This is a genomic window from Myxococcus faecalis, assembly GCF_050039385.1.
Taxonomy (GTDB): domain Bacteria; phylum Myxococcota; class Myxococcia; order Myxococcales; family Myxococcaceae; genus Myxococcus; species Myxococcus fulvus.
This window is the reverse complement of sequence record NZ_CP144336.1, coordinates 3,835,561-3,860,424: the sequence shown is the minus strand read 5'-3', so window position 1 is coordinate 3,860,424 and position 24,864 is coordinate 3,835,561. Positions and strand designations below refer to the sequence as shown.

Sequence of the window (24,864 nt, the reverse complement as noted above, 5' to 3'; positions counted from 1 at the left end):
TCAGTGGCTCAAGCGCTCGGTCAGCCAGACGCGCACGTAGGACCAGTCCCGGCGCGCCGTCGCCTGGGAGACCTCGAGCACCCCGGCCGTGTCGGGCAGGCTCAGGCCCGCGAAGTAGCGCAGCTCCACCAGCCGCGCGAGCCGGGGCTGGAAGGACTCCAGCTCCGACAGGGCCTCCTCCAGCTGGAGCACCTCCAGCTCGGCGCCCGCCGGCGCTTCGTCTCCCAGGTGACGCAGGCTCACCCGCTCGCGCCTCGCCGCGCGACGCAGGAGGAGCGGCGCCCGGGCCCGGTCCACCAGGACCTTGCGCATGGCGCGCGACGCGGCGCACAGGAAGCGCGGACGGGACTCCAGGGGGACGCCCGCCGCGAACAGCCGCGCCCAGGCCTCCTCCACCAGCCGCACGGGGTGCTGGGGCGTGAGCTCGGACACCTCCGGCGAGAGCCTCCACTGGAGCTCCCGACAGGCCGCCGCCATCAGCGCATCCCGAGCGCCCGAGTCCTCTTCCCGCGCCCCTTCCAGCAACTCCGCCAGCTCCGCCGTGCTCATGTATCCCCCTCGGTCCTACCTGGACCGCCCCCGGAACCATCTCCGTGCTCCTTCTTAACGACGGATTAGCCGGAAATCCTTGAGCGGCCGGAAGTAACCCTCACCGGGCAACAATCCCACCCGGGCGGGTGGGGAGGCGGCCCGGACCGTTGACCCGCTCGGCGGAGGGCCTCTTCGGGGCCGGCGCCCCGATACAGCGTGTCGACATGGATACAGGCATGACACAGCTCGCGGTTTGTTCGTGATTGGCTCGCGTGACGCGAGTTTGTTCCATGAAGACAGTGGAGCAGTGTTCCAAGTGTCGACGTCCGTCTCGAGCCTGCTCACACGCGGGGAAGGAGCAGACGGGCGGGGTGGGGTGGACCCGTTTACAGCGATGTCTCGAACACACGAGCATCGCCATACATGTCTTGGTCTCCTGTCTCGCAGCGCGTGTCGTCGTCGTGTCGTGTCTCGCGTCGCGGTCCTGCTGTTTGCAGAGGGCGTCACCCCGTGTCGCAATCCACGCGTTGGCTGGTGGTGCTGTGCTGGATGCTGGTGCTGGCGTGGAGCTCCGCGGCCCAGGCGCAGACACGCGCCGCGAGCGTCATGGAGTTGAAGGACGGGTGGCTCCATCACTGGGGAGACTCACCGCTGGGGCCGGACGGCGTGCCCACGTGGGCGAAGGAGCCCGACAAGGTCGACTGGAAGTCGATGGAGGCGCTGAAGGTCCCGCCGGGTCGGGAAGCGCACACGATGTTGTGGGTGAGCATCCCCGTGCCTCGAGGTGGATGGGGTGAGCCCGCGCTGATGCTGGGCTCGGTGACCAACGCGTACGAGGTCTATGTCGACGGCCAGCGTGTCTACGCGAACGGGAAGCTGAACCCGTCGGGGACCGAGGTGCGCGAGTCCATCTGGGCGCAGCTGATTCCGCTGCCCGCCTCCGCGCAGGGCTCGCGGGTGCTGCTGCGCATCCAGAGCAGCACGGCGGCCATGGGCGTGAGCCAGCACGCGCGGGTGGGGCCTCGCCACGAGCTGCTGGCGCGGGTGGTGCGCACGGGGCTGGGCTGTCTCGTCACCGGCAACCTGCTGCTGGTCATCGCGCAGGTGGCGCTGGGCATGTCGCTGCTGGGGCGGCAGCGGCGCATGTTGTTGGCGCTCGGCGTGTTCTCCGGCGGCGCGGGCGTGCTGCTCGTGGGCATGAGCGGGGTGGTGAGCGCGGTGTGGGGCGTGGAGCTGTCGCTGTGGCGCGCCACGTTCCTCGCGGCCTACTGCGTGCTGCCGGGGCTGGGCTGGTTCATCCAGGAGGGCATCCTGGAGGGGCGCGCGCGCTGGTTCAGCGCGGTGGTGTGGACGGTGACGGTGCTCGCCGCGCTGCAGGCCGTGGTGGCCATGGTGGACCTGGGGACGGCGAGCCGGCTGTTCCAGGTGCTCATGCTGTACTCCATCCCGGTCTTGCTGACGTACGTCATCGTCGCGGTGGTGGCCGCGCTCCGGGGCAACGTCGACGCGCGCATCTTCAGCGCGGGCCTGGGGGTGCTCACCCTGGTCCTGGTGGCGGCGATGCTGCCGCTGTTGGGCTGGGTGAAGATGGAGGGGATGTTCATCCACTGGGGCTTCCTCGCCTTCACCGCGTCGCTGGTGGGAATCGTGGCGCGGCGCTCCTCGCATGTGGTGCGCTCGCTGTCGTCGCACGCGAGCCAGCTGGAGGCGCGGCGCAAGGACGTGCGCGAGCTGGCCGAGGGCATGGGCACCGGCGCCGGGGAGCTGGCCACGGTGGCGCAGCAGCTGCGCACCTCGAGCGAGGAGCAGACGGACGGCATCGGTCGTCAGGCGACGGCGCTCAAGGAGCTGGAGCAGACGGTGCAGGAGATTCGCCAGGGCTCGCTGGTGACGGCGGACAAGGCGCGTGTGCTGGCCGAGTCCATCGTCGCCGCGGAGGAGGCGGGGCGCGACGGCGGCGCGGCGCTGGACAAGACGCTGACGAACCTGGAGGCCATCCGCGAGGAGGTGTCGGAGATGGCGCGGCGCATCCTGGCGCTCGATGAGCGGACGCGGGAGATCGCGGGCATCGTCGACACGGTGAAGGGCCTGGCGGACCAGTCCAACATGCTCGCGGTGAACGCGGCCATCGAGGCGGCGCGCAGCGGCGAGCACGGCCGGGGCTTCAGCGTGGTGTCGCGCGAGGTGCGCAGCCTCGCGGACCAGTCCATCCTGGCCACCCAGCGCATCCGCGAGGTGCTGGAGGGTGTGAGCAGCAGCATGCGCGAGGCGGCGAAGATGAGCGAGCAGGGCGAGCAGCGCGTCCGGGTGAGCGTGGAGGCGGTGCGCGTCTCCGGCACGCAGCTGCGCAAGCTCGCGGGCATCATCGGCGACACGAGCAACAGCGTGCGGCAGATCTCGGCGGCCGTGTCACAGCAGGACGCGGGCACGTCGCAGATCGCCGTGGCCATCCAGGACATGTCGGGGCAGATGCAGCAGACGCTGCGGGTCGTCGAGGAGACGCGCAACGTGACGCGCTCGGTGCAGACGCTGGCGCAGAGCATGGCCGGCTCGGCGCGCAAGGCGCTCGAGTCCGGCACGCTGGGCAGCTGAGGGAGTGCGTCTCGTCCACGCTCCTCGCGGCGTGGACGAGAGGGAGGACGCGGCCTCAGTGGGCGGCTTCACCGCCGCCGCACAGGCCACTCCAGTAGTAGTAATAGGGCGTGGGCGTGGTGTCGCCCCAGGTCTGGATGACGCCGCGGCACTTGCAGATGACCACGCCGGTGGGCTCACCGCTCATCGAGGGGTCCGCGTAGTAGTAGTACTCCCAGGCCGTCGTGCCGTCGCAGACGTCGCTGGCGCTCCGGGACGTCCCGTCCTGGACCTGCTCCTCGCCGTCGTGAGCGACTCCACAGCCCGTGAGGACCGCGGCCGTCAGCATGACTCCCAGGAAGTTGCGTGGATGCATGTCGTGCTCCTTGAGGGGTGAGGAACAGATGCTATTCCATGACGGATGCCATCCGGATTACGGCTCGATGGGGCCGGCGCAGAGCGGGTGGAAGGGACCACACGCGAAGCGCTGGGTGCAGAATCCACCCCCCTGGGTGGGCCAGGCGTAGGCGACCGTCTCGGGGGCGCCGGGAGGGCAGTCGAGGGTGTGTGAGTCGACCCGGCACCAGTCCGCGGGGTCACACGTCCACGGGTCCGAGATTCGCTGGTGCGTGGACGTGTCCCGGGCCTGGGGACTCCCGGCATCGGAGTCCGGACCACAGGCCGTCAGGAAGAAGGCCACCACGACAACTCCACTTCGCTTCCGAAGGTTCATTGCGTGCTCCCTTTGCGTGAGGAGGCACAGCCTCGCCCGAAGGGCTGACACGCGGCCAGGGCCGTGAGGCGGGCGCCGTGGCCGGGTGCGTCACCCGGTGCCGAGGCCGTGGCGGCGCGGGGCGGGGATGGAGGGGTGCTCGCTCCCGGCGCATTTGCGTGTTTGCCACGTGGGTGTGGTCGAATCGCGCAAGAAACCGCGCTCCAGGACTCCTAGGGTTGCATGCGGGAGGCCCGGGTGGAGGGAGTGGTCCGCATGCGGCGCATTCGAGTCATCGACAGTCATACAGGGGGTGAGCCCACGCGGGTGGTGACGGAGGGCGGCCCGGAGCTGGGCACGGGCGACCTGGCGAGCTTGCGCGAGCGGTTCCGGGAGCGCTTCGACGACTTCCGCAAGGCCATCGTCTGTGAGCCCCGGGGCTCGGACGTCATGGTGGGCGCGCTGTTGTGCCCGCCCGTCAGCCCCTCGAGCGTCGCGGGCATCATCTTCTTCAACAACGTGGGCTACCTGGGCATGTGTGGCCATGGGACCATCGGCGTGGTGAAGACGCTGGAGCACCTGGGCCGCATCGGCCCCGGCGTGCACGCGCTGGAGACGCCCGTGGGCGTGGTGAAGGCCACCCTGCACCCGGACGGGAGCGTCAGCATCGCCAACGTGCCCAGCTACCGCTGGGCGCACGACGTGAAGGTGGACGTGCCCGGGCATGGCGAGGTGCACGGCGACATCGCGTGGGGCGGCAACTGGTTCTTCCTCTCGCGCGCGACGAACCCGCCGCTGGAGCTGGCGCGGGTGCCTGCGCTGCTCGCGTACACGTCCGCCATCAAGCAGGCGCTCGCGGACCAGGGCATCACGGGGGAGGGCGGCGCGGAGATCGACCACGTGGAGCTGTATGCGCCGTCGCCGACGCCGGGCGTGGATGCGCGCAACTTCGTGCTGTGCCCGGGGCTCGCGTATGACCGTTCTCCGTGTGGCACGGGGACGAGCGCCAAGGTGGCGTGCCTGGCCGCGGAGGGCGCGCTCGCCGAGGGCGACACGTGGGTGCAGGAGAGCATCATCGGCAGCCGCTTCCAGGCGCGCTACGTGCGTGATGGCGAGCGCGTCCTGCCCACGATTACGGGCACCGCGTCCGTCAACGCGGAGGCCACGCTGCTGGTGGACCCGAAGGACCCGTTCGCGTGGGGCATCGGATGAGCGCCTTCGACTGCGTCATCGTCGGCGGTGGCATCGTCGGCGCGGCGCTCGCGGAGGCGCTGTCCACCGAGGGGATGTCCGTGGCGCTCGTCGAGGCGCGCTCTATCGGCGCCGCGACCACCGCGTGCGGGATGGGACACCTGGTCGCGATGGATGACAACGCGGCGGAGCTCGCGCTGACCGCGTACTCCGTGTCGCTCTGGCGGCAGCTCGCGCAGGGGCTGCCGCGCACCGTGGAGTACGACGCGTGCGGCACCTTGTGGCTGGCGGCTGATGACGAGGAGATGGCCGCCGTCTCCGCGAAGGTCGCCAATTATCGCGCCGCGGGTGTTCGGGCCGAGGTGTTGGATGCGGCCGCGTTGTACGAGGCGGAGCCTGCGTTGGCCCCCGGGCTCGTCGGTGCGCTGCGGGTGCCGGATGACGCCGTGTTGTATCCGCCGGTGGCCGCGCGGACCTTCGCGCAGAGGGCGCAGGCGCGTGGGGCGAAGGTGAGGACGGGATGTCCGGTCCGGGAGCTGCGGCCCGAGGGCGTCTTCCTGACGAACGGGGAGGTACTGAAGGCCGGGCGGGTGGTGCTCGCGGCGGGCGTGGCGAGTCCCTCGCTCTGTCCGGAGCTGCCCATCTCTCCGCGCAAGGGCCACCTGCTCATCACGCGGCGCGGTGCTCCCGTGGTGCATCACCAGCTCGTGGAGCTGGGGTACCTGAAGAGCGCGCATGGCACGGATGGGGCGTCGGTCGCGTTCAATGCGCAGCCTCGTGTCACCGGGCAGTTGCTGCTCGGGTCGTCGCGGCAGCCCGGGGAGGCGAGCCGTGAGGTGGAGGCCGCCATCCTGGAGCGCATGCTGAAGCGCGCGGCGATGTTCCTCCCGGGACTCGATGGCTTGCAGGCGCTGCGCGTGTGGACGGGACTGCGTCCGGCGAGCCCGGATGGACTGCCGCTCTTGGGGGCGCATCCGGAGAAGCCGTGGCTGTGGCTGGCTTGTGGGCATGAGGGATTGGGCATCACCACCGCCACGGGGAGCGCGCGGTTGGTCGCGGACCAGATGCTCGGGCGGACGAGCGCCATCGATGTGTCGGCGTACTCGCCGTCGCGCTTCCTGGGTGGGGCGACTCGCGAGGTGGCGCATGCGTGAGTGGGTGCCGCAGGGCGCCTCGACGGACGTGCGCCGCCCATGGATGGGCGCTTCGTCGCTCTACGCCGCCGGTGGGCTGATGCATGAGCAGGAGTCGCAAGGCTCCTGGAGGCCGCGTCGTCGCGAGGTGCCCCATGGGTGAGCCGTCGCGCAAGGCACCTGCCTCCGTCACGCTGCGTATCAACGGGCAAGCCGTCACCGTTCCCTCGGGCACCTCCGTGGCCGCGGCGCTCGCGATGACGGAGCGGTTCGTCAGCCGCGCGGACCTGGGTGGACGTCCTAGGGGCCCGCTGTGCGGCATGGGCGTGTGCTTCGAGTGTCGGGCCACCGTCGACGGCGTGTCCGAGGTCCTCACGTGCCTGACGCCGTGTCGTGACGACCTGGAGGTGGTGACCGATGGGTGAGGGATTCATGCCCGGAGTTGCGCGTGTCTCCTCCTCGTTGCCGAGTGGGTGCGAGGCTCGCCGTCTCCTGTGCGTCACGGCCCGCTGTGTGTCCGAACAGGAGGGCCCCGATGCGTGAGACGTGTGACGTCGTCATCGTCGGCGCGGGACCCGGTGGGCTCGCCGCCGCCTGTCATGCGGCTGAGGCGGGATTGAAGGTCCTGGTCCTCGATGCGCAGCCCGAGCCCGGTGGGCAGATCTGGCGCGGTGAGGCACGGACGGGGAAGAACCCGCTCGCGCGCAAGTGGCTCACGCGCTTCGCCGCCTCTGGGGCCCGCTTCCGTCCTGGTGCGCGGGTCATCGCCTCGCCCGAGCCCGGTGTGCTCCTGGTGGAGGAGGGTGCCTCCTCGTTCACCGTGCACCATGGCCGCGCCATCCTGGCCACGGGTGCACGTGAGCGCTTCCTCCCGTTCCCCGGCTGGACGCTCCCCGGTGTGCTCGGTGTCAGCGGTCTCCAGGTGCTCGTGAAGGACGGCCTGCCGATTCGCGGCAAGCGCGTGGTGCTCGCGGGCACGGGGCCGCTGCTCCTCGCCGCCGCCGCGACGATTCAGTCCCACGGCGGAGAGGTCCTCTCCATCGCCGAGCAGGCTCCCGCCGCGGACCACTGGCGCTTCGCGCTCCAGCTCTGGCGCCATCCCTCGAAGCTGCTCCAGGGCGCGGTGATGACCGCGAAGCTCATCAGCGTCCCCACGTCCACGGACGCGTGGGTGCTCGCCGCCGAGGGCACGGACCGCCTGGAGTCCGTGCGCCTGTCCGTGCGAGGCCACGAGGAGCACCTGCGCTGCGACTACCTGGGCGCGTCCTATGGCCTCGTGCCCAACCTGGAGCTGCCCCGGCTGCTGGGCTGCGAGGTCTCGCACGGCGCGGTCCTCGTGGACGACCGACTGGAGACCCGAGTCCCTCGCGTGCACGCCGTGGGCGAGCTGCTCGGCATCGGCGGTGTGGACCAGGCGCTCGTCACCGGCGAGCTCGCGGGCCTCGTCGCCGCGGGCCGTCCCGTCCCCGAGTCTCTCGCCCGTGCCTGGCGAGGCGTGCGCGACTTCTCCGTCCACCTCGCGCGGCACGACGCACCCCGCGAGGAGCTGCGCCGACTGGCCCGGCCCGACACCCTGCTGTGCCGCTGTGAAGACGTGCCCCTGTCCGCGCTGGAGGGCTGCACGAATCTGCGCGAGGCGCGCCTGTACGCCCGGCTGGGCATGGGCGCGTGTCAGGGGCGCACCTGCGGCCCCGCGGCGCAGACGCTCTTTGGTTGGTCGGGCGAGGACGTGCGCCCGCCCTGTCTCCCCGCGCGCATCGGCAGCCTGCGCCTTCCTCCCTCCGACGTTTCCCCTTCCCACACGAGCAAGTCATGAGCCTCTGGTCCGGTGTCCTCCCCGCCATCACCACCCCCTTCAACGCGGACCTGTCCGTCGACCACGGCGCGGTGCGCTCGCACGTGCAGTGGCTCATCTCCCAGGGCTGCACGGGCATCATCCCCTGCGGCTCGCTGGGCGAGGGCGCGACGCTGACCTCCGAGGAGAAGGCCGCGCTGATGCGCACGTGCGTGTCCGCGGTGAAGGCGCCCGTCATCCCCGGCATCGCCGCGCTGTCCACCGCGGAGGCCGTGCGGCTGGCCCGCGCCGCCGAGGAGGCCGGGTGCGCCGGCCTCATGGTGCTGCCGCCGTATGTCTATTCCAGCGACTGGCGCGAGATGAAGGCGCACATGTCCACGGTCCTCCGCGCCACGAAGCTGCCGTGCCTGCTCTACAACAACCCGGTGGCCTACAAGACGGACTTCACGCCCGCGCAGCTGGCGGAGCTGGCCGCCGAGCACGACAATGCGGTCGCCGTGAAGGAGTCCTCCACCGATGCCCGCCGCGTCACCGGCATCCGCGCCCTGCTGGGCGACCGGCTGACCCTGGGCGTGGGCGTGGATGACTGCCTCGTCGAGGGCGTGGAGGCGGGCGCGCGCTTCTGGGTGGCCGGGCTGGTGAATGCCTTCCCCGCCGAGTCGGTGCGCCTGCTCGAGCTGTCCCTGGCCGGCAAGAAGGACGCTGCGTTCGCGCTGTACCGGTGGTTCCTGCCGCTGCTGCGCCTGGACACCGTCCCCAAGTTCGTCCAGCTCATCAAGCTGGTGCAGCAGGAGATGGGCTGGGGCCACGAGCGGGTGCGCGGGCCCCGGATGGAGCTGGTGGGCGCCGAGCGTGAGGAGTGCCTGCGCGTGCTGCGCGAGGCGTTGGCGAACCGCCCCGCGCTGTAGGGGCGAGTCGTGGTGTGACGTAGCCGAGGTCGAAGCTTCGAGGGGCACGGCCGTGTCCCTCCCCGACGTGAGGTAGTGGCATGAGCTGGATGGGATTGTCGTTGATTGGCGCCGGGCGCGGCGAGCCCGGTGGCGCGACGTTCACCGGATGGAACCCGGCGGAGGGCGTGGCGCTGGAGGTGCGCTTCCACGCCGCGCGGCCGCATGAGGTGGAGCGGGCGTGCTCGCTCGCGGCGGAGGCGGCGCCGTCGCTCGCGGCCCTGTCCTCGCGGCAGCGCGCGGTGTTCCTGGAGCACATCGCCGAGGCGCTCCTCGCGGCGGAGGCGGACTTCCTCGCGGTGACGCCGAAGGAGACGGGCCTGCCTCCCGCGCGCATCCAGGGGGAGCTGGGCCGCGCGGCGGGACAGTTCCGCCAGTTCGCGCGACTGCTGGAGGAGGGCAGCTGGGTGGACGCGCGCATCGACCACGCGCTGCCCGACAGGAAGCCCCTGCCGCGCGCGGACCTGCGCTCGATGCTGCGCCCGGTGGGACCGGTGGCGGTGTTCGGCGCGAGCAACTTCCCGCTCGCGTTCTCCGTGGCCGGAGGTGACACCGCGTCCGCGCTGGCCGCGGGCTGTCCCGTCGTGGCCAAGGCCCACCCCGCGCACCCGGCGACCTCGGAGCGCGCGGCCCTGGCCATCCGCGCCGCCGTGTCCGCGTGTGGCCTGCACGAAGGTGTGTTCTCGCTCCTGTTCGACGCGGGCACGGAGGTGGGCGCGGCGCTCGTGCGTCACCCGGCCATCCGCTCGGTGGGCTTCACGGGCTCGCGGCAGGGAGGACAGGCGTTGATGGCGCTGGCGGCCTCCCGTCCCCTGCCCATTCCCGTCTTCGCGGAGATGGGCTCCATCAATCCCATCTTCGTGTTGCCGGAGGCCCTAGCCGCGCGACCCGAGGCGATGGCGGACTCGCTGGCCGCGTCGATTCTCCAGGGGGCGGGACAGTTCTGCACCTCGCCCGGCCTGGTCGTGGCGGTGGAGGGTCCGGGGTACGAGGCCTTCCGCGCGCGGCTGGCGGAGAAGCTCGGGGCGGCGTCGCCCGCGCCCATGCTGACGCCGAACATCGCCGAGCGCTTCCGTGAGGGCGTCGGCCGGCTCGCGGCGCGCACGGACACCCGGACCTGTGTGCGGGGTGAGTCTCGGGCGGCGCTCGGGGCCGCGGCGCTGTTCGAGGCGCCGGCCACGGTGGTGCTCGCGGAGCACGCGCTGACCGAGGAGGTGTTCGGCAGCTGTGCGGTGCTGACGCCGGCGAAGGACGCGGCGGAGCTGGTGCGCGTGGCGTCCGGGCTGGAGGGACAGCTCACGGCGACGGTGTTGATGGACGCGGGGGACACGGCGGTGGCGGCGGAGCTGTTCCCCGTGCTGACGGACCGCGTGGGGCGCGTGCTGGTGAACGGGGTGCCCACGGGCGTGGAGGTCTGTCCGGCGATGGTGCACGGCGGGCCCTTCCCGGCCAGCTCGGATGGGCGCTTCACCGCGGTGGGCACCGGCGCCATCCGCCGCTTCGTGCGGCCCGTGTGCTACCAGGACGTGCCGGACGCGCTATTGCCGGTCGAACTGCGCGAGTCGAACCCGCTGGGCCTGTGGCGCACGGTGGATGGCGTGCTGAAGCGGGAGTGACTCGACTCCCAGGTGGCGCCACGTCCACCCGGGAGTCGTCCCTCGTCTTACGGCCCCGTGTCGAAGCGGGCCTCCAGCTTCACGCCCGAGTACGGCGTCCGGGCGTTGAGCATCAGGTAGATGTAGCTGCCGGTCGGCGGTGACGGGATGTCCACTGTCTCGTCATTGCCTGACAGGTAGGGCCGGTGGTCGTATGTCGTGAGGCTGGGCCACGTCGAGGCGCGCACGTACAGGTCCGCGTTGCCCGTGCCGCCGCTCATCTGGAAGCGCAGGTTGCGCGCGCCATTGGGCACCCACAGGTAGAAGTACTGCAACCCGCTCGTCGCGGACAGCGGCCCGCGGTAGCAGCCATTGCCCAGCATCCTGGAGTCGGAGCCCGTGCACGGTGTCCCCGTCCCTGGCCCCGGACCCGGATTCACACAGGTGCTCGGGTCGCTCGCGGTGGCCACGCACGTCAACCACTCGTGGAACTCCGGGTCGTTCGCCGTGCCCAGCGCGTCGAGTGACTGGCGATACGCGGCGTAGCTCCCCGCCCGGAACTGTCCCAGGAACGTGCCCACCTGGTCCGCGTGCCGCTCGAACATGAAGCGCACCGCGAGGTAGCCCCACGTGTACACGCGCTCCGTGCCGCTGTTGTAGTCGTTGCGCAGAATCTGGCTGAGCTGGAACGCCTTGCCGGCCCCCACCGCCACCGCGCTCGCGTTGTCGCTCTTCTTCGAGATGTACTCGGCCAGGCCCTCAATCCACCAGATGGTGGGCTGGCTCACGCTGGCGCCGAAGTCGCCCTTCATGTCGAAGCGGCCATCCAGGTAGTGCACGTACTCGTGCTCCAGGTTCCATATCTGGAACGTGGGCCGCACCCACTCCGCCTCGTAGGCGATGAACCGCGCCTGGTTGCCCGACGCGGAAGGGTCTCCCTCCAGGTACATTCCACCGTTGTTCGTGTCGATGCCGAACAGCGCCCCCGCGTACGTCTGATAGTCCAGGCTGCTGTCGAAGATGACCATCTCCAGCGCGGTGTTGTTGTCCCCGGCCACCGGCACGCGCCCCGTCTTCAGCATGTCGTGGAAGTACGTCTCCTGCGCGGCGAGCTTGGCGCAGCTCTGGCTGAACTGCGAAGAAGTCATGTCCTGCGCGCGCATGCGCAACGTCGCGCCGCAGTTGTACGTCACGCGCAACACCGCCTGCTCCAGCGTGCGACGGAAGTCACAGATGCCGTAGTACGCGCAGTTCGCGCCGTCGTAGTAGTCCGCCATCTCCGCGGCGCCCACCCAGACGCCCGCCGTGGGCCCCGTCATCTGGTGGTTCGCGATGAGCGCCCGCACCTTGGGACGCGACTTGTCCTGGAGCGCGCCCGGGTACTGGAGGAAGCGCGCCAGCTCGCGCGCGGCGTTGACCGTGAGGTACTGGTTGTCCGTGCCCAGCAGGTGCTCGGTGCGCAGGCCGAAGGACTCCAGCGCGTCGATGATGGCGCTGTCCTGCTGCACGGCCGCGATGAAGGCCGCGTCGTAGTGTCCCCGGAACAGGCCGACGAAGACGTTGTTGGTGGCGGCGCGCATGTACCAGAACGTCTCGGCGGTGGTGTTGAAGCGGTCCAGGAGCCCCTTGAACGTCGCCAGGTGCCGCGCGCTCTCCCCCGCGCTGTCGATGAGCGTGACGAACTCCCGCAGCACCGCGCCGTGCGCGTCGTTGACGTCCCGGAAGTGGCTGTTGGCGACGAAGGCCGCCAGCGCCGGACGGATGGCGTTGCCGAGCGCCGTGCCGTACGCCCCCACCACGTCCGGGCTGTAGAACTGCACGTAGTACCCGGCCCGGAGGAACAGGATGAGCTGGAGCGTCTGCCCGCTGTTGTCCCCCACGTAGGCCTGTGCGCTGGTGGTGAGCGCGTTGGCGATGGTGACCATCTTGCTCTCGATGAACACCTGCCGCGCCAGCGTGCCGGTGACACCGAACAGCGTGTTGACGCACGCCTCCGTGGAGCCCTTCACCAGGGTGACGAGCGCCGCGCCGCTGGCCGAGCCGAAGGCCGCCGTGTCACAGGCGGCCAGCAACGCCCGGGCGGGAGGCGGTGGGGCGAGCTCCTGACGGAGTTGCTCCGGCGCGACGTCGGGCGAGCGCTCGTCGGGCAGGATGCGCTGATGGGCATGCTCCAGCCCGTGAAGGCGCTGGGCGGACCCGGTCGGCGGGGGAGCCCCGGGGCGGGCGTCCGCTCCAGGGGCGAAGACTCCGATACAGAGGGCGAGGACGATGTGACAGCGACACCAATCCGTGATTGGACTGCGCATGCTCGTGCTCCTCGGGGTGGGGGCTTTGCCGCACGGTGTCGACAGGACTGGACGACGCCGACGTGGGTTTCACGCGGTGTTCAAGGTATTCCTGGGCCGGTGCGCTGTTCTTGTGTCTTTCCCACGCGGGGATGAATGGAAACGACCAAAGGGCGAGAGGCGTTGGAGCACTGGCGGGTGGACTTCATGGGGCGGGTGACGAACCCGCTGTTCGCGGAGGCGCTGTTCGACCGGGTGCCGGACATCGTCTTCTCGGTGAAGGACATCCAGGGCCGGTACGTGTGCATCAGCGAGGCGTGCGCGGAGCGCTGCGGGCTGAAGAGCAAGGCGGCGGCGGTGGGGCGCACGGCGCACGAGCTGTTCCCCCAGCACATGGCGGACCGGTACGTGCGGCAGGACGAGAAGGTGTTCCGCACGGGGCGCCCGCTGGTGGACAACCTGGACCTGACGCTGTTCAACAACCGCGAGCCGGGCTGGTGTCTGACGAGCAAGGTGCCGCTGTTCGACGCCACGGGCGACGTGATGGGGCTGGCGTGTCTGTCCAAGGACATCCACGAGCCGGGGCGCGCGGGGCTGGTGGACGAGCGCTTCGCGGCGACCATCGACTTCATCCAGGCGAACTACGGGGAGCGGCTGCGCATCGACTCGCTGGCGCGGCGCGCGGGCATGTCCGCGGCGCAGTTCGAGCGGCGGATGCGGCGCATCTTCCAGCTCTCCGCGGGGCAGTTCATCATGAAGACGCGCATCGACGCCGCGGCGGAGCGACTGGTGGAGGACGTGCGCGAGCCCATCGCCGCCATCGCGCTGTCCGTGGGCTTCTGCGACCAGAGCGCCCTGTCACGCCAGTTCAAGCAGGTGACGGGCCTGAGTCCCCGCGAGTACCGGCAGCTCGTCGAGTCCGTCCCTGGCACTGCCGTGTCCCGGCGCAAGCGCTGAGGGGCCTGGGGGGCTTCCCCAAAGCCTGTCAGGTGTGATGCGCTCCGGGCTGGTCATGAAAGCCTTCACGCTGCCCGTGTCCACCGTCCTGTTCCATGTCGTGGCCCTGGGGTTCTTCGGGGCCTGCGCGGCGTGGCTCGTCCAGGAGTCCCTGCTGCTCGGCGGACGTCGGGCGATGATGGGGTTCGCGGTGGCCGTGGCCTCGGGCGCGCAGGTGCTGTTGTCCTTGAGCACCGTGAGGGGGCTCTGGGTCGCGCGACGCTGCTGTCCGCCCGCGCGCGGGTGGTGACGTATCTTCAGTTCAGGGGTTGGTGCTGGGGCCGTCCTCTCGCTGACGCTCACTTCCGGGCGGTGGGCGCGGGGACCGCACGCTTCTTCCACGGGTCTCCGCCCACGCCGGAGTCCACGAGCTGGAAGGGACTCTCTCCGCTCATCCGCACCAGCCCGAGGCTGGGCACGGAGGCGGACCACCCGGCGGTGATGCCGCCGCAGTAGGAGTACTCGCTCACCTTCAGTGTCCTGCCGGCGAGCGTCTCCAGTTGGATGATGCCCAGCACCCTGAAGACCCTCATCGGCACGACGATGGCGGTCTCCACGGCGGCCTGTCCGGACTGCCTCCCGGCAATCCCGTGTCTGTCATTCGAGTTCGTGGCCCTCCGGCCGGTTGAACCCAGACTCGCTGGAGGCGCGTGCCGTGCTGGAGATGTCAGGCATTGGGGCGCAATGAGATGACAGGTCGCGTGTCTGGTATCAGGTATGGAGCGAGGGATTCCCAGCGGGTCGCGGCCGTCCCTCCCGGGGAGGGAGCCGCCGGGGCCTTGTCCCTGGGGACGATTGTCGGATGGTGGAAAACCCAGGGGTGCCGAAAGGGCGGTCCCTGTGCGGACTGTTAAGGTCACGTGCGCTCCATGTCCCCTCCCCACTCCCCCCCGGAGGCGCCGGTCCCCACCGTGGACCTGTCCCCGGGCGCGCTGTCCCTCCAGGTCCTGGAGAGCCTCCCCCAGCTCGTCTGGATGACCCGCCCCGACGGGCACCACGTCTACTTCAACCGCCGCTGGTACGAGTACACCGGCCTGACGCCCGAGCAGGCGCTGGGCGACGGCTGGTGGCGCATCTTCCACCCGGAGGACGCGCAGGAGGCCGGCAGGCGCTGGGCCCACTCGCTCGCGACGGGGGAGCCCTACGAGGTGGAGTTCCGCTGCCGGCGCCATGATGGCGCCTGGCGGTGGATGCTCGGCCGCGCCAGCCCCCTGCGCGATGCCAAGGGCGACATCCTCCAGTGGTTCGGCACCACCACGGACATCGAGGAGCCCAAGCGCGCCTCGGAGTCCATGCGCTTCCTGGCGGAGGCGGGGGCGCTCCTGTCCTCGTCCGCGCTCGACCTGGACGACACGCTGGCGCTGCTGGCGAAGCTGGCGGTGCCGCAGCTGGCGGACTGGTGCGCGGTGGAGCTGGTGGAGGAGGACGGCGGCACGCGCCAGGTGGCGGTGGCGCACGTGGACCCCAGCCGGGTGCGGCTGGCCGAGGAGGTGCGGGTGCGCTACCCGCCCCGCGAGGACGACCCGAACGGCGTGCTGGCCGTCATCCGCACGGGCAGGCCCGTGTTGCTGGAGTCCGTGTCCGACGACGTGCTGGCCCTGGCGGCGCGGGACCGGGAGCACCTGCGCTTCCTCACGGCGCTGGGCCTGCGCTCGGCCATGCTCATCCCCCTGAAGGCGCGCGGCCGCACCCTGGGCGCGCTCACGCTGGTGACGGCCGAGTCCAGCCGGCGCTTCGGCCGGGCGGACCTGGCCTTGGGCGAGCAGCTCGCCTCGCGCGCCGCGCTGTCGGTGGACACCGCGCGCCTGTACCGCGAGGCCCAGGCCTCGCTGCGCCGCAGCCAGGAGGAGCGCCGCACCGCCCAGACGCTGCTGCGCATCGGCGAGACGCTGTCGTCGGAGCTGGACCCGGGCGTGCTCGTCCAGCGCATCACCGACGAGACGGTGGCCCTCACCGGCGCGGGCTTCGGCGCCTTCTTCGAGAACCGCGTGGACGAGCGCGGCGAGTCCTACCTGCTCTACACGCTGTCGGGCGCGCCCCGGGAGTCCTTCGCCCACCTGCCCATGCCGCGCAACACCGCCATCTTCGGCCCCACCTTCCGGGGCGAGGGCTCGCGGCTGTACGACGACGTGACGCGCCACCCTGATTACGGCAAGAGCGCCCCGTACCACGGCATGCCCCAGGGGCACCTGCCGGTGAGGAGCTACCTGGCGGTGTCCGTGAAGAGCCGCTCCGGGGAGATTCTCGGCGGGCTGTTCTTCGGGCACGCGGAGCCGGGGCGCTTTGGCGAGGAGCACGCGCGGCTGGTGGAGGGCGTGGCGTCCCAGGCCGCGGTGGCGCTGGACAACGCGCGCCTGTTCCGCGACGCGCGCCGGGCCGAGGAGCGCTTCCGCTCGCTCGTCACCGCCACCGCGCAGGCCGTGTGGGTGACGCGGCCGGATGGCTTCATCGAGGAGGACAGCCCCTCCTGGCGCGAGTACACCGGCCAGTCGTATGACGAATGGAAGGGCACGGGCTGGCTGGACGCCGTCCACCCCGAGGACCGGGACGCGGCCAGCCGCGCCTGGACGGCGGCGGTGACGGACGTGAAGCCGTACGAGGTGGAATACCGGCTGCGCCGTCCGGACGGGACGTACTCGCCCACGCTGGCGCGCGCGGTGCCGGTGCTGCACTCGGACGGCAAGCTGCGCGAGTGGATTGGCACCAACACGGACATGACGGCCCAGCGCCGCGTGGAGGAGGGCCTGCGCCGGTTGGACCGCGAGCAGGTGGCCCGCAGGCTGGAGGCGCTGCGCGCGGAGATGAGCGGCGCCCTGGCGAAGGAGGGCTCCGTCGCCGACATCCTCCAGGGCTGCGCGGAGGCGCTGGTGCGCCACCTGGACGCGCAGGTGGCCCGGCTGTGGCTGTACTCGCGCAGCTCCGCCACGTTGGAGCTGGTGGGCAACGCGGGCGTGTCCGCGCCGCCGCGCGAGAAGTGGGCGCGCGTGGCGGTGCACGGCGGCAGCCTGGTGGCGGAGGTGGCCCGCACGCGCGAGCAGGTCTGGGTGGACAAGATGGAGCACGACGCCCGGGTGCTGGACCCGACGTGGATTCGCGAGACGGGGCTGCGCTCGTTCGCGGGCATCCCCTTGCTGGTGCGCGGGCAGCTGGTGGGCGTGATGGGGCTCTACAGCAGGACGGTGCTGGGCGAGGACAAGGTGGCGGCGCTGGCGGCGGTGGCGGACGCGCTCGCGCAGGGGCTGGAGCGCAGGCGCGCGGAGGACTCGCTGCGGCTGCGCGCCAAGGAGCTGGCCCGCTCCAACGAGGAGCTCCAGCAGTTCGCCTACGTGGCCTCGCACGACCTGCAGGAGCCGCTGCGCATGGTGGCCGGCTACACGCAGCTGCTCGCGCGGCGCTACCAGGGCAAGCTGGACGCGGAGGCGGACACCTTCATCCACTACGCGGTGGACGGCGTCACGCGCATGCAGCGGCTCATCCAGGACCTGCTGACGTACTCGCGCGTGGGCACGCAGGGCCGCGAGCCGCGCGCGGTGGACGCGGGGCGCGCGGTGGAGCGGGCGCGGGCCAACCTCCAGGTGGCGCTGCAGGAGTCGGGCGCCCAGCTCGAGACAGGCCCGCTGCCGATGGTGCTCGCGGACGAGACGCAGCTGGTGCAGCTGTTCCAGAACCTCATCGGCAACGCGCTCAAGTTCCACGGGGCCGCGCCGCCCAGGGTGGAGGTGGCCGCCGAGGTGAAGGGCGCGGAGGCGCGCTTCACGGTGAGGGACTGGGGCATCGGCATCGACGCGCAGGACTTCGAGCGCATCTTCGTCATCTTCCAGCGCCTGCACGGCAAGGAGTCGTTCGCCGGGACGGGCATCGGGCTGGCCATCTGCAAGAAAATCGTGGAGCGTCTGGGAGGTCGCATCGGCGTGGAGTCCAAGGTGGGCGAGGGCAGCACGTTCTGGTTCACCCTGCCGCTGGCGCCGTCGGTGCCCGCGTCTTCCGAGGTGTCGTCATGAGTGACATCGGCACCGAGGAGCGCCCGCTGCGGCTGTTGCTGGTGGAGGACAACCCGGGCGACGCGCTCCTGCTCCAGGAGGAGCTGCGCGAGGTCACCGCCACGCGCTTCGAGGTGCTCCACGTCGAGCGCCTGGCGGACGCGGTGCGCGTGGTGAGCGAGGGGCCGCCGGTGGACGCGGTGCTCCTGGACCTGTCGCTGCCGGACGGGCACGGGCTGGGCAACATCCCGCCGCTGCTCCAGGCCGCGCCGTCGGTGCCGCTGGTGGTGCTCACCGGCACGGACGACGAGCGCCTGGCGGTGCGCGCGGTGCACGAGGGCGCGCAGGACTACCTGGTGAAGGGCCAGGTGTCGGGGCCGCTGCTGGTGCGCGCGCTCAGGTACGCCATCGAGCGCAAGCGGGTGGAGGAGGGGCTCAAGCGCGAGGAGGCCGCGCGGCGCACGGCCACGTTCCGCGAGCAGTTCCTGGGCATCCTCGGCCATGACTTGCGAAACCCCCTGCAGGCCATCGCCGGCAACGCGTCACTGCTGCTGCGTCACGGGGGCTTGAGCGAGCCGCAGCGCAAGGCCATCAACCGCATCTCCATCTCCGCGGACCGCATGGCGCGGATGATCAATGACTTGCTGGACTTCACGCGCACGCGGCTGGGCGCGGGGTACGTGCTGGAGCGGGCGCGGATGAACCTGCACGAGGTGCTGCGCCAGGTGGTGGAGGAGCTGGAGGTGGCGCACCCGCGCCGCCAGTTCGAGCTGTCGCTCACGGGCAACGGCTGGGGGGACTGGGACGGGGACCGCATCGCGCAGGCGGCGTCGAACCTGGTGGGCAACGCCGTGCAGTACTCCCCGGAGGACACCGTGGTGCGCGTGACGGTGGCGGACGCGGAGGGCGGCGTGCGGGTGGAGGTCCACAACTGGGGCCTGCCCATCCCCGCCGAGCGCCTGGGCTCCATCTTCGACCCCTTCGGCCGCGCGCAGGACAAGCGCAGCGCGCAGCGCAACGGCCTGGGCCTGGGGCTCTACATCACCCACGAAATCGTCCGGGCCCACGGGGGCCTCTTGGGCGTGTCGTCCTCCGCCCAGGAGGGGACGGCCTTCTGGCTGAGCCTGCCGCGGCAGTTCGTCACCGAGGAGTGAAGGGACACCCCGGCAACCCCCTGGCCGCCCGCCCGCTGACTCGAGGGGCGGGCCGGGCGGGCGCGCGGCACGGGTCGCGGCGGGAAGAAGGAGGACACACCCTTCAGGGGTGCGTTCAACCTGGCCGGCGCTCTTCGGGTGGCGGCCCCCAACCTCGAGGTCCAGCGATGACCATTCTCGGCGCGGCGCTCATTGGAACGCTCCTCTTCGGCCTCATCATCTTCGCCGTCATCCTCTTCGGCGCGGCCGGCAACAAGTGGGAGAAGGACATCCGCGAGGTGACTGAAAACCAGCGGGCGCGCGGCATCGTCGGTGACGTGACGATGAACGACCAGGACGATGAGCACCACCACCCCGGCCCCCACGTGCACGCGCACGCCTGACGCGGCGGCCTACCTGGGCCGCGGGCTGTAGTAGCGACGCAGCCAGCGGCTCAGCCCGTCCAGGCCGGGGAAGAGCACCCGCTCGGTGAGGTTCGCCTGGTCCAGCTTGTCGCGCACCTCCCACTTGAGGTCCGCGGGGATGATGAGCCGGCGCACCCCTTGCTTGCGCCGCTCCAGGAAGCTGTCCAGGCGCGCGTCCGGCCCGTTCATCACCGAGAAGAGCGCGAACTGGTTGACGATGCGCGCGTCCAACGACGGCGGCTCGAAGAAGAGCACGAACGGGTGGCGCGCCAGCCGGTCCAAATCAGAGATGGACGGCGCCACCTCCGCCAGCATCTCCCCGGAGAACACGTCCGCGCCCTCGCGCTTGAGCAGCGTCTTGAGCGGGCGGGGCAGCAGCCGGTTCGTCTCCCGGTAGTCCACGCACCACACCACGCCGTCCTCGTGCGCCAGGTCCGAGTCCTCGGTGAGGAAGTGCAGCGCGACGTAGGGGCTGAACGTCCAGTCCAGCATGCGCGTGGGCAGGCCGTGGTGCTGCGCCAGGGCGAGCCAATCCCAGACGGAGTCCAGGGGCTCACGGGGCGTGCCGCGCGCGTACTTGCGGAAGGCGCGCAGCAGGTCCTTCTCCTTGCGGACGAACAGGCCCCGGCGGTTGAGCGCGGTGGACAGGTCGTGCTCGGCGTGGGGCATGCCGCGGAACACGTAGCTGGCGCGGTGGCGGCCCAGCGCCTCGTTCCAGGAGTCCGCGAACAGCGCCTCCTGGAGCTCCAGCCATGAGCTGACCCGGTGCTCTTGCATGCGAAGGCCCGTGTCCCCACGACAGGGGACACACGGCCTTCAAGATGCGGCGCGAGGGGCTGCTTGGGAAGCCGCGCGTCAGACGACGCGCGAGTCGGTGGGCGCGAAGGACCGGGCCGGCGTCGTGGAACGCGTCGGGTGGGTGAGCCGGTGGAGGATGCGCGACAGCTCGGTCGAATCGAAGGGCTTGCGCAACAGGCACACCGCGCCCTCGAAGCTGGGCAGCTCCAGCTCCAGCCCCGTGGTGAGCACCACCGGCAGGTCCGACAGCTCACGCTGCGCGTGCAGGAGCCGGATGAGGTCCCGGCCCTCGATGTCGGGCAGGAGCCAGTCGAGCACCAGCACGTCCACGCGGGGCTCGGCGAAGAAGGCCTTGAGGGCGGAGAAGCCGCTGTCGCACGGCACGACGCGGTAGCCCTCCAGCTCCATGGCCTCGGCCACCGCCTCTCGAAGGAGGCCATCATCCTCGGCCAGGACGACGACGGGACGGTAGGTCATGCGCTCGGGCTCACACCGGCCGGAAGAAGACATCCAACGAGCGGCGCGTGGGTCCGGCGCTCCCACCGCCTTGCGAAGGACAAGAACCCCGGAGGCCCCCGGCCCTCCTCCCGCACCTGGAGGGAGGGCCGGTCCAGCGGAGTCCGGACGGGCGGCCTAGGGCCTGCCGTTCTCCGCGGGCTGGTTGAAGGCGTACTGGTCCGCGCCGGGCGCGGTGTCCTGCTGGAACAGGGGGCACCTGGAGCAGGTGAAGCTGTCCCAATCCTGGCGCACCGCCACGTCGATGCAGCCGCCATAGAAGCGGCAGTGCACGTTGCGGTGCTCCTCGATGGAGAAGGACTCCGCGCGCATGGGCAGGCGGAACTCGGTGGGACGTGGCTGTGGACAGGACATGATGACTCTCTTGCCCCCCTCGTGGGTGCGATGAACCGTTTACCGGCTGGTGCGACGCGTCATTCCCATCTGCGAGTCCGGAGCGCGGGCACCACGAGGTGCACCTGATAAGGGCCAGCAGCAAGGGTTGCCAACCCGCGGGGTCGTCCGTTCGAGGGGCGAGGTGCCAGGCGTGTGGGAGGGGCCTGGCGGGCACGGGCGGGGAGGGCTGGCTTCATCCGAACACTTCACCCGGTGGCGCCTTTCCCGGAAGATGTGGGCGTGTCCGCCCCCCTCCGTCCCCCTCGTCCGGCTCCCTCGTCGTCCCGCGGCGCGCTCGGCGCCTTCGCCCTGGCCGCGCTGCTGGCCCTGACGGCCTGCTCGGCCTTCTCCCGCGCCGTGAAGGAGGGCGACACCGCCAGCCAGCAGCAGAAGTGGGCGGAGGCGGAGGCGGCCTATCTGCGCGCGCTCGCCGCGGACCCGGAGGCCTCCGAGGTGACGGTGAAGCTGCGCGAGGTGCGCCGCGCCTGGAGCCAGGTGGTGCTGGAGGAGGCCCGGAGCGTCCATGACGCGGGGGACCTGGACGGCGCCATGAAGCGGCTGGTGCGCGCCCTGGAGCTGGATGCGGAGAACGTGGCGGCCAGGGAGCTGCTCAACGTGACGCTGGACGAGCGGGTGGCCGTGGCGCTCACCGCGCTCAAGGCGGACAAGCTCCAGGAGGCGCGCGCGGAGCTGGACGCGGTGCTGGCGGTGGCCCCGGACCACGCGGGCGCCAAGAAGGCCCTGGACGCGGTGCAGGTGGCGTGGGCGAAGCGCTGGTTCAACACCGGGGACGGGCTGGAGAAGGCGGGCAAGCTGGGCAACGCGCTCGTCGCCTACGTGCGCGCGGACCAGGAGCGCGTGGGCGCCACCGCGGCGCGCGAGCGGGCGGAGGCGGTGCGCCAGAAGCTGCGCGACGAGGTGGCCTTCCTGGTCGTGGCGACGCCGGTGGAGGACCGCGCGGGCGCGCCCGACGTGGCGCAGCGACTGGCGGCGGGGCGGCTGGCGGCCATGCTGCCCACGCACCTGCCCCTGCGCGTGGTGACCGAGGCCCCCGAGGGGCGCGAGGGCGTGAAGCTGGACCTGTCCCTGGAGCGCGTGCTGCCGCTCAAGGCGGTGGAGGACTCGCAGCGCTCGCACCGCTACCTCGCGGGCAAGACGTCCGTGCCCAACCCCCGCCGCGCCGGCTTCGAGACGAAGCTGCTGCAGGCCGAGCGCACCCAGGAGGAGGTGGACCGCAAGCAGGCGCAGGCCCTGCGCGAGTACCTGCGCCTGCAGACGGAGCTCAACCTGCTGCGCGCGGGGACGGAGCGCTGCCGCGAGCGCGAGCGCCGCGAGTGCCTGGAGGCGCTGAAGGAGTGCGGCGAGGCCGCGCGCGAGGCGGAGAAGCCCGGCACGCTGCCCGGGGAGTGCAGCCCCGCCCGCTGCGCCTCCAGCTCCTGCGCGAAGGAGGAGCAGGCGCTGGCGCTGCTGCTGGCGGCGGTGAAGGTCAAGGAGGCCAGCCTGGAGGCCGCGCTGGAGAAGTCGGAGACGCAGCGCATCGAGGTGCAGCGCCACCGCGACACCACGTTCCGCGAGCCCGTCACGGTGGAGGAGCCGATGTACTCGGACTTCGTCTACGACGTGCAGCTCCACCGGCTCACCGTGACGGCCTCCGTCACCGCGGTGATGCGGGACCTGCTCAAGTCCCAGGTGCCCGCGCCGCACACGGATGACTTCTCCGTGATGCACGAGGACCTGGCGCACAAGGGCTACGACCGGTACGGCGTGCTGGCGGACCCGGTGCAGCTGCGCAACGAGCTGGAGCTGCGCGTGGAGGTGGGCGACAAGGCCGTGTCGGACCTGGCCCGCCGGGTGAAGGAGCGCTTCGATGCGTACCGGGGCAAGCGCGTGGAGGACGCGCGCCGGGGCATGGTGCGCCCGGGCGCCGAGGACGTGGTGGAGACCGCCGTGCGCGCGCTGCTGCTCACCGCGGACGCGCCCCCCGCGGATGTCCTCCAGCCCCTGGCCCGCGCGCGCGGCCTCAACCGCCCCGAGACGCTGCTGGGCCTGTAAGTCGCCGCTGCCCCTGTAACCAGAGTCCGTACGGACCCGCGACACCTTTCGACTCAGGTGTCCTGTCCCAGGACACTTTGGTTACGGGGTTGTAACCATTTGGAATCAAAGGACACAGACTTCAAAGTGTCATGAGTCTTTACGCCGTGGTCCCCGAGGCGTGGAGTCCAGGCGCTCCGTGGATACCGGGTGTTTCAGTGGGAAGCTAAGGGAAATCCGCTAGTTACCTGGATGGCATGACACCTGCTCAGGGCAGGGGTCCCCGGGCTGTGGGAGTCCGGGAGCCTCATTCCTCTGCGAAGAAGGATGTTCATGTCCCAGTCCAAGATTGTCGGTGCCCTCGCGGGCCTGGCGCTGCTGGCCGGTTGCGGCGGCGAAAACACCACCCCTCCCCCCTCCGAGGAGGTCAGCCAGGGAATGTCGTGGGAGGAGTTCCTCGCGGGCGTGTACCAGGAGCCCGACACCGGCATCTTCATCGCGGATGGTGACACGCCGTTCGCCAGCGAGAAGCACCTGCGCGAGTTCTATGAGAACAACGTGCGCAACGGGCAGCTCATCGTCCACACCGCGGGCGGCGTGGACGCGGCCTGGAACGCGACGCAGAAGAAGAACATCACCTACTGCGTGAGCTCCTCGTCGTTCGGCACCCGGTACAACACCGCGGTGGCGGCCATGAAGAGCGCGGCCGAGGCCTGGGAGGCCGTGGCCAACGTGGACTTCGTGCACGTGGTGGCGCAGGACGGCAACTGCACCGCGAGCAACGGCAACGTCGTCTTCGACGTGCGCATCGTGAACTCGGGCAACCAGTACCTGGCCCGCGCGTTCTTCCCGAACGACACGCGCGCCAACCGCAACGTGCTCATCGACACGTCGGCCTTCGGCAGCATCCCGCCGTGGACGCTCGAGGGCATCCTGCGCCACGAGCTGGGCCACACGCTGGGCTTCCGCCACGAGCACACCCGTCCCCAGGCCGGCACGTGCTTCGAGGACAACAACTGGCGTCAGCTGACGGCGTACGACTCCGCGTCCGTCATGCACTATCCGCAGTGCAACGGCACCCAGAACGGGGACCTGGTCATCACCGCGCTGGACGCGCAGGGCGCCGTGGCGCTCTACGGCGCGCCGGGCGGCACGGACCCGGAGCCGCCGGGTCCTGGCACGGGCACCCCGACGACGACGACGCTCACGGGCTCCGTGGCGGCGAGCACCAACAACGCCTTCCCTGCCATCAACGTGGTGCCCGGCACGGCCTTCAACGTGACGATGACGGGCACGGGTGACCCGGACCTGTACGTGCGCTTCGGCGCGGCCCCCACCACGACGACGTACAACTGCCGCCCGTACCTCAGCGGCGCGTCGGAGTCCTGCAACCTGACGGTGCCCGCGGGCGTGACGACGGCGTACGTCATGGTGCGTGGCTACACGGCCGCCACCTTCACGCTGACCATCAACTACACCCGTCCGGACGCGGGTGGCACGCCCGCGACGGACACGAAGTCGGGCTCGGTGGCCTCGGGCAGCGTCACCGACTTCCCCGCGTACACCGTGGTCGCGGGCAGCACGTTCAAGGTCGTGATGACGGGCTCGGGTGACCCGGACCTCTACGTCCGCTTCGGCTCCGCGCCCACCACCACGGCGTACAACTGCCGCCCGTACCAGACGGGCGCCGCCGAGACATGCGAGCTGACGGTGCCCGCCGGCCAGACGAGCGCGTACGTCCAGGTCCGCGGCTACACGGCGGGCACGTACAACCTGGCCATCAGCTACACCAAGCCGTAGTCCACGCTCCCGACACCCGGGAGTGAAACACGGGCGGTCTTCCCGAGTCG

Annotated in this window: 23 protein-coding genes; 15 read left to right on the top strand and 8 right to left on the bottom strand. The window is 71.1% G+C overall.

What is annotated here, in order from left to right; translation table 11 throughout:
- Complete coding sequence (locus tag VZQ01_RS15245) at positions 1-549, bottom strand: ECF-type sigma factor (protein WP_223749320.1); 549 nt, start codon at positions 547-549, stop codon at positions 1-3.
- Positions 550-1,041: 492 nt separating this feature from the next.
- Here VZQ01_RS15245 and VZQ01_RS15240 point away from each other — a divergent pair, with 492 nt between their 5' ends.
- Positions 1,042-3,123 carry a methyl-accepting chemotaxis protein gene (locus VZQ01_RS15240; protein WP_426748208.1) on the top strand — a complete coding sequence of 694 codons (2,082 nt, stop codon included), beginning with the start codon at positions 1,042-1,044 and terminating at the stop codon, positions 3,121-3,123.
- 55 nt (positions 3,124-3,178) lie between these two features.
- On the opposite strand, the gene VZQ01_RS15235 is transcribed toward VZQ01_RS15240, so the two are convergent.
- Positions 3,179-3,478, bottom strand: coding sequence for a hypothetical protein (locus tag VZQ01_RS15235; protein WP_223749321.1), 300 nt, complete (start codon positions 3,476-3,478; stop codon positions 3,179-3,181).
- A gap of 57 nt (positions 3,479-3,535) precedes the next feature.
- On the bottom strand, positions 3,536-3,835 hold the full coding sequence (locus VZQ01_RS15230) for a hypothetical protein (RefSeq protein ID WP_223749322.1): 300 nt from the start codon (positions 3,833-3,835) through the stop codon (positions 3,536-3,538).
- 255 nt (positions 3,836-4,090) lie between these two features.
- On the opposite strand from VZQ01_RS15230, the gene VZQ01_RS15225 reads away from it, so the two are divergent.
- The 7 genes from VZQ01_RS15225 to VZQ01_RS15195 all read left to right on the top strand — a co-directional run bounded on the left by VZQ01_RS15225 (position 4,091) and on the right by VZQ01_RS15195 (position 10,496).
- A complete protein-coding gene (locus VZQ01_RS15225) occupies positions 4,091-5,026 on the top strand; it encodes a 4-hydroxyproline epimerase (RefSeq protein ID WP_408888189.1) in 936 nt (311 codons plus the stop codon).
- Positions 5,023-6,159, top strand: a complete 1,137-nt coding sequence (locus tag VZQ01_RS15220) for an NAD(P)/FAD-dependent oxidoreductase (RefSeq protein ID WP_426748207.1) — start codon at positions 5,023-5,025, stop codon at positions 6,157-6,159. The genes VZQ01_RS15225 and VZQ01_RS15220 overlap by 4 nt, the downstream gene beginning before the upstream one ends.
- Positions 6,152-6,301: a hypothetical protein gene (locus VZQ01_RS15215; RefSeq protein ID WP_223749325.1), complete on the top strand. Its 150-nt coding sequence runs from the start codon at positions 6,152-6,154 to the stop codon at positions 6,299-6,301. Before VZQ01_RS15220 ends, VZQ01_RS15215 begins: the two co-directional genes overlap by 8 nt.
- Positions 6,294-6,563, top strand: a complete 270-nt coding sequence (locus tag VZQ01_RS15210) for a (2Fe-2S)-binding protein (protein ID WP_223749326.1) — start codon at positions 6,294-6,296, stop codon at positions 6,561-6,563. Before VZQ01_RS15215 ends, VZQ01_RS15210 begins: the two co-directional genes overlap by 8 nt.
- A gap of 110 nt (positions 6,564-6,673) precedes the next feature.
- A complete protein-coding gene (locus tag VZQ01_RS15205) occupies positions 6,674-7,954 on the top strand; it encodes an FAD-dependent oxidoreductase (RefSeq protein WP_426748206.1) in 1,281 nt (426 codons plus the stop codon).
- Positions 7,951-8,841 carry a dihydrodipicolinate synthase family protein gene (locus VZQ01_RS15200; RefSeq protein ID WP_267698169.1) on the top strand — a complete coding sequence of 297 codons (891 nt, stop codon included), beginning with the start codon at positions 7,951-7,953 and terminating at the stop codon, positions 8,839-8,841. Before VZQ01_RS15205 ends, VZQ01_RS15200 begins: the two co-directional genes overlap by 4 nt.
- 80 nt (positions 8,842-8,921) lie before the next feature.
- On the top strand, positions 8,922-10,496 hold the full coding sequence (locus tag VZQ01_RS15195; RefSeq protein ID WP_223782437.1) for an aldehyde dehydrogenase (NADP(+)): 1,575 nt from the start codon (positions 8,922-8,924) through the stop codon (positions 10,494-10,496).
- Positions 10,497-10,543: 47 nt separating this feature from the next.
- Here the strand turns inward: VZQ01_RS15195 and VZQ01_RS15190 are convergent, their stop codons facing one another.
- On the bottom strand, positions 10,544-12,781 hold the full coding sequence (locus tag VZQ01_RS15190; RefSeq protein ID WP_223749330.1) for a M9 family metallopeptidase: 2,238 nt from the start codon (positions 12,779-12,781) through the stop codon (positions 10,544-10,546).
- Positions 12,782-12,916: 135 nt separating this feature from the next.
- On the opposite strand from VZQ01_RS15190, the gene VZQ01_RS15185 reads away from it, so the two are divergent.
- Together VZQ01_RS15185 and VZQ01_RS15180 are read left to right on the top strand one after the other, a co-directional pair.
- Complete coding sequence (locus VZQ01_RS15185; protein ID WP_223749331.1) at positions 12,917-13,717, top strand: AraC family transcriptional regulator; 801 nt, start codon at positions 12,917-12,919, stop codon at positions 13,715-13,717.
- 55 nt (positions 13,718-13,772) lie between these two features.
- On the top strand, positions 13,773-14,006 hold the full coding sequence (locus VZQ01_RS15180) for a hypothetical protein (protein WP_223749332.1): 234 nt from the start codon (positions 13,773-13,775) through the stop codon (positions 14,004-14,006).
- A 49-nt stretch (positions 14,007-14,055) separates the two neighbouring features.
- Here VZQ01_RS15180 and VZQ01_RS15175 read toward each other — a convergent pair whose 3' ends face one another.
- Positions 14,056-14,313, bottom strand: a complete 258-nt coding sequence (locus tag VZQ01_RS15175; RefSeq protein ID WP_426748205.1) for a hypothetical protein — start codon at positions 14,311-14,313, stop codon at positions 14,056-14,058.
- A 312-nt stretch (positions 14,314-14,625) separates the two neighbouring features.
- Between VZQ01_RS15175 and VZQ01_RS15170 the strand changes: the two genes are divergently transcribed.
- The 3 genes from VZQ01_RS15170 to VZQ01_RS15160 all read left to right on the top strand — a co-directional run bounded on the left by VZQ01_RS15170 (position 14,626) and on the right by VZQ01_RS15160 (position 19,273).
- A complete protein-coding gene (locus VZQ01_RS15170) occupies positions 14,626-17,757 on the top strand; it encodes a GAF domain-containing protein (protein WP_426748204.1) in 3,132 nt (1,043 codons plus the stop codon).
- Complete coding sequence (locus tag VZQ01_RS15165; protein WP_223749335.1) at positions 17,754-18,890, top strand: ATP-binding response regulator; 1,137 nt, start codon at positions 17,754-17,756, stop codon at positions 18,888-18,890. The genes VZQ01_RS15170 and VZQ01_RS15165 overlap by 4 nt, the downstream gene beginning before the upstream one ends.
- A gap of 167 nt (positions 18,891-19,057) precedes the next feature.
- Positions 19,058-19,273 (top strand): hypothetical protein, encoded by a 216-nt coding sequence (locus VZQ01_RS15160; RefSeq protein WP_223749336.1) that lies wholly within the window; start codon positions 19,058-19,060, stop codon positions 19,271-19,273.
- A 9-nt stretch (positions 19,274-19,282) separates the two neighbouring features.
- On the opposite strand, the gene VZQ01_RS15155 is transcribed toward VZQ01_RS15160, so the two are convergent.
- From VZQ01_RS15155 to VZQ01_RS15145, 3 genes are all read right to left on the bottom strand, one after another.
- Positions 19,283-20,071, bottom strand: coding sequence for an FRG domain-containing protein (locus tag VZQ01_RS15155; protein WP_141332834.1), 789 nt, complete (start codon positions 20,069-20,071; stop codon positions 19,283-19,285).
- A gap of 78 nt (positions 20,072-20,149) precedes the next feature.
- Entirely contained in the window at positions 20,150-20,569 is a 420-nt protein-coding gene (locus VZQ01_RS15150) for a response regulator (RefSeq protein ID WP_223749338.1), read from the bottom strand.
- A gap of 156 nt (positions 20,570-20,725) precedes the next feature.
- A complete protein-coding gene (locus tag VZQ01_RS15145; protein WP_046710939.1) occupies positions 20,726-20,962 on the bottom strand; it encodes a hypothetical protein in 237 nt (78 codons plus the stop codon).
- A 261-nt stretch (positions 20,963-21,223) separates the two neighbouring features.
- On the opposite strand from VZQ01_RS15145, the gene traC reads away from it, so the two are divergent.
- Both traC and VZQ01_RS15135 read left to right on the top strand, forming a co-directional pair.
- Positions 21,224-23,035: an outer membrane exchange accessory lipoprotein TraC gene (gene traC, locus VZQ01_RS15140; RefSeq protein WP_223782443.1), complete on the top strand. Its 1,812-nt coding sequence runs from the start codon at positions 21,224-21,226 to the stop codon at positions 23,033-23,035.
- A gap of 312 nt (positions 23,036-23,347) precedes the next feature.
- The gene (locus tag VZQ01_RS15135; protein WP_223749340.1) at positions 23,348-24,814 is read left to right on the top strand and encodes a M57 family metalloprotease; all 1,467 of its coding nucleotides are present in this window, start codon (positions 23,348-23,350) and stop codon (positions 24,812-24,814) included.
- Positions 24,815-24,864 lie beyond the last annotated feature (50 nt).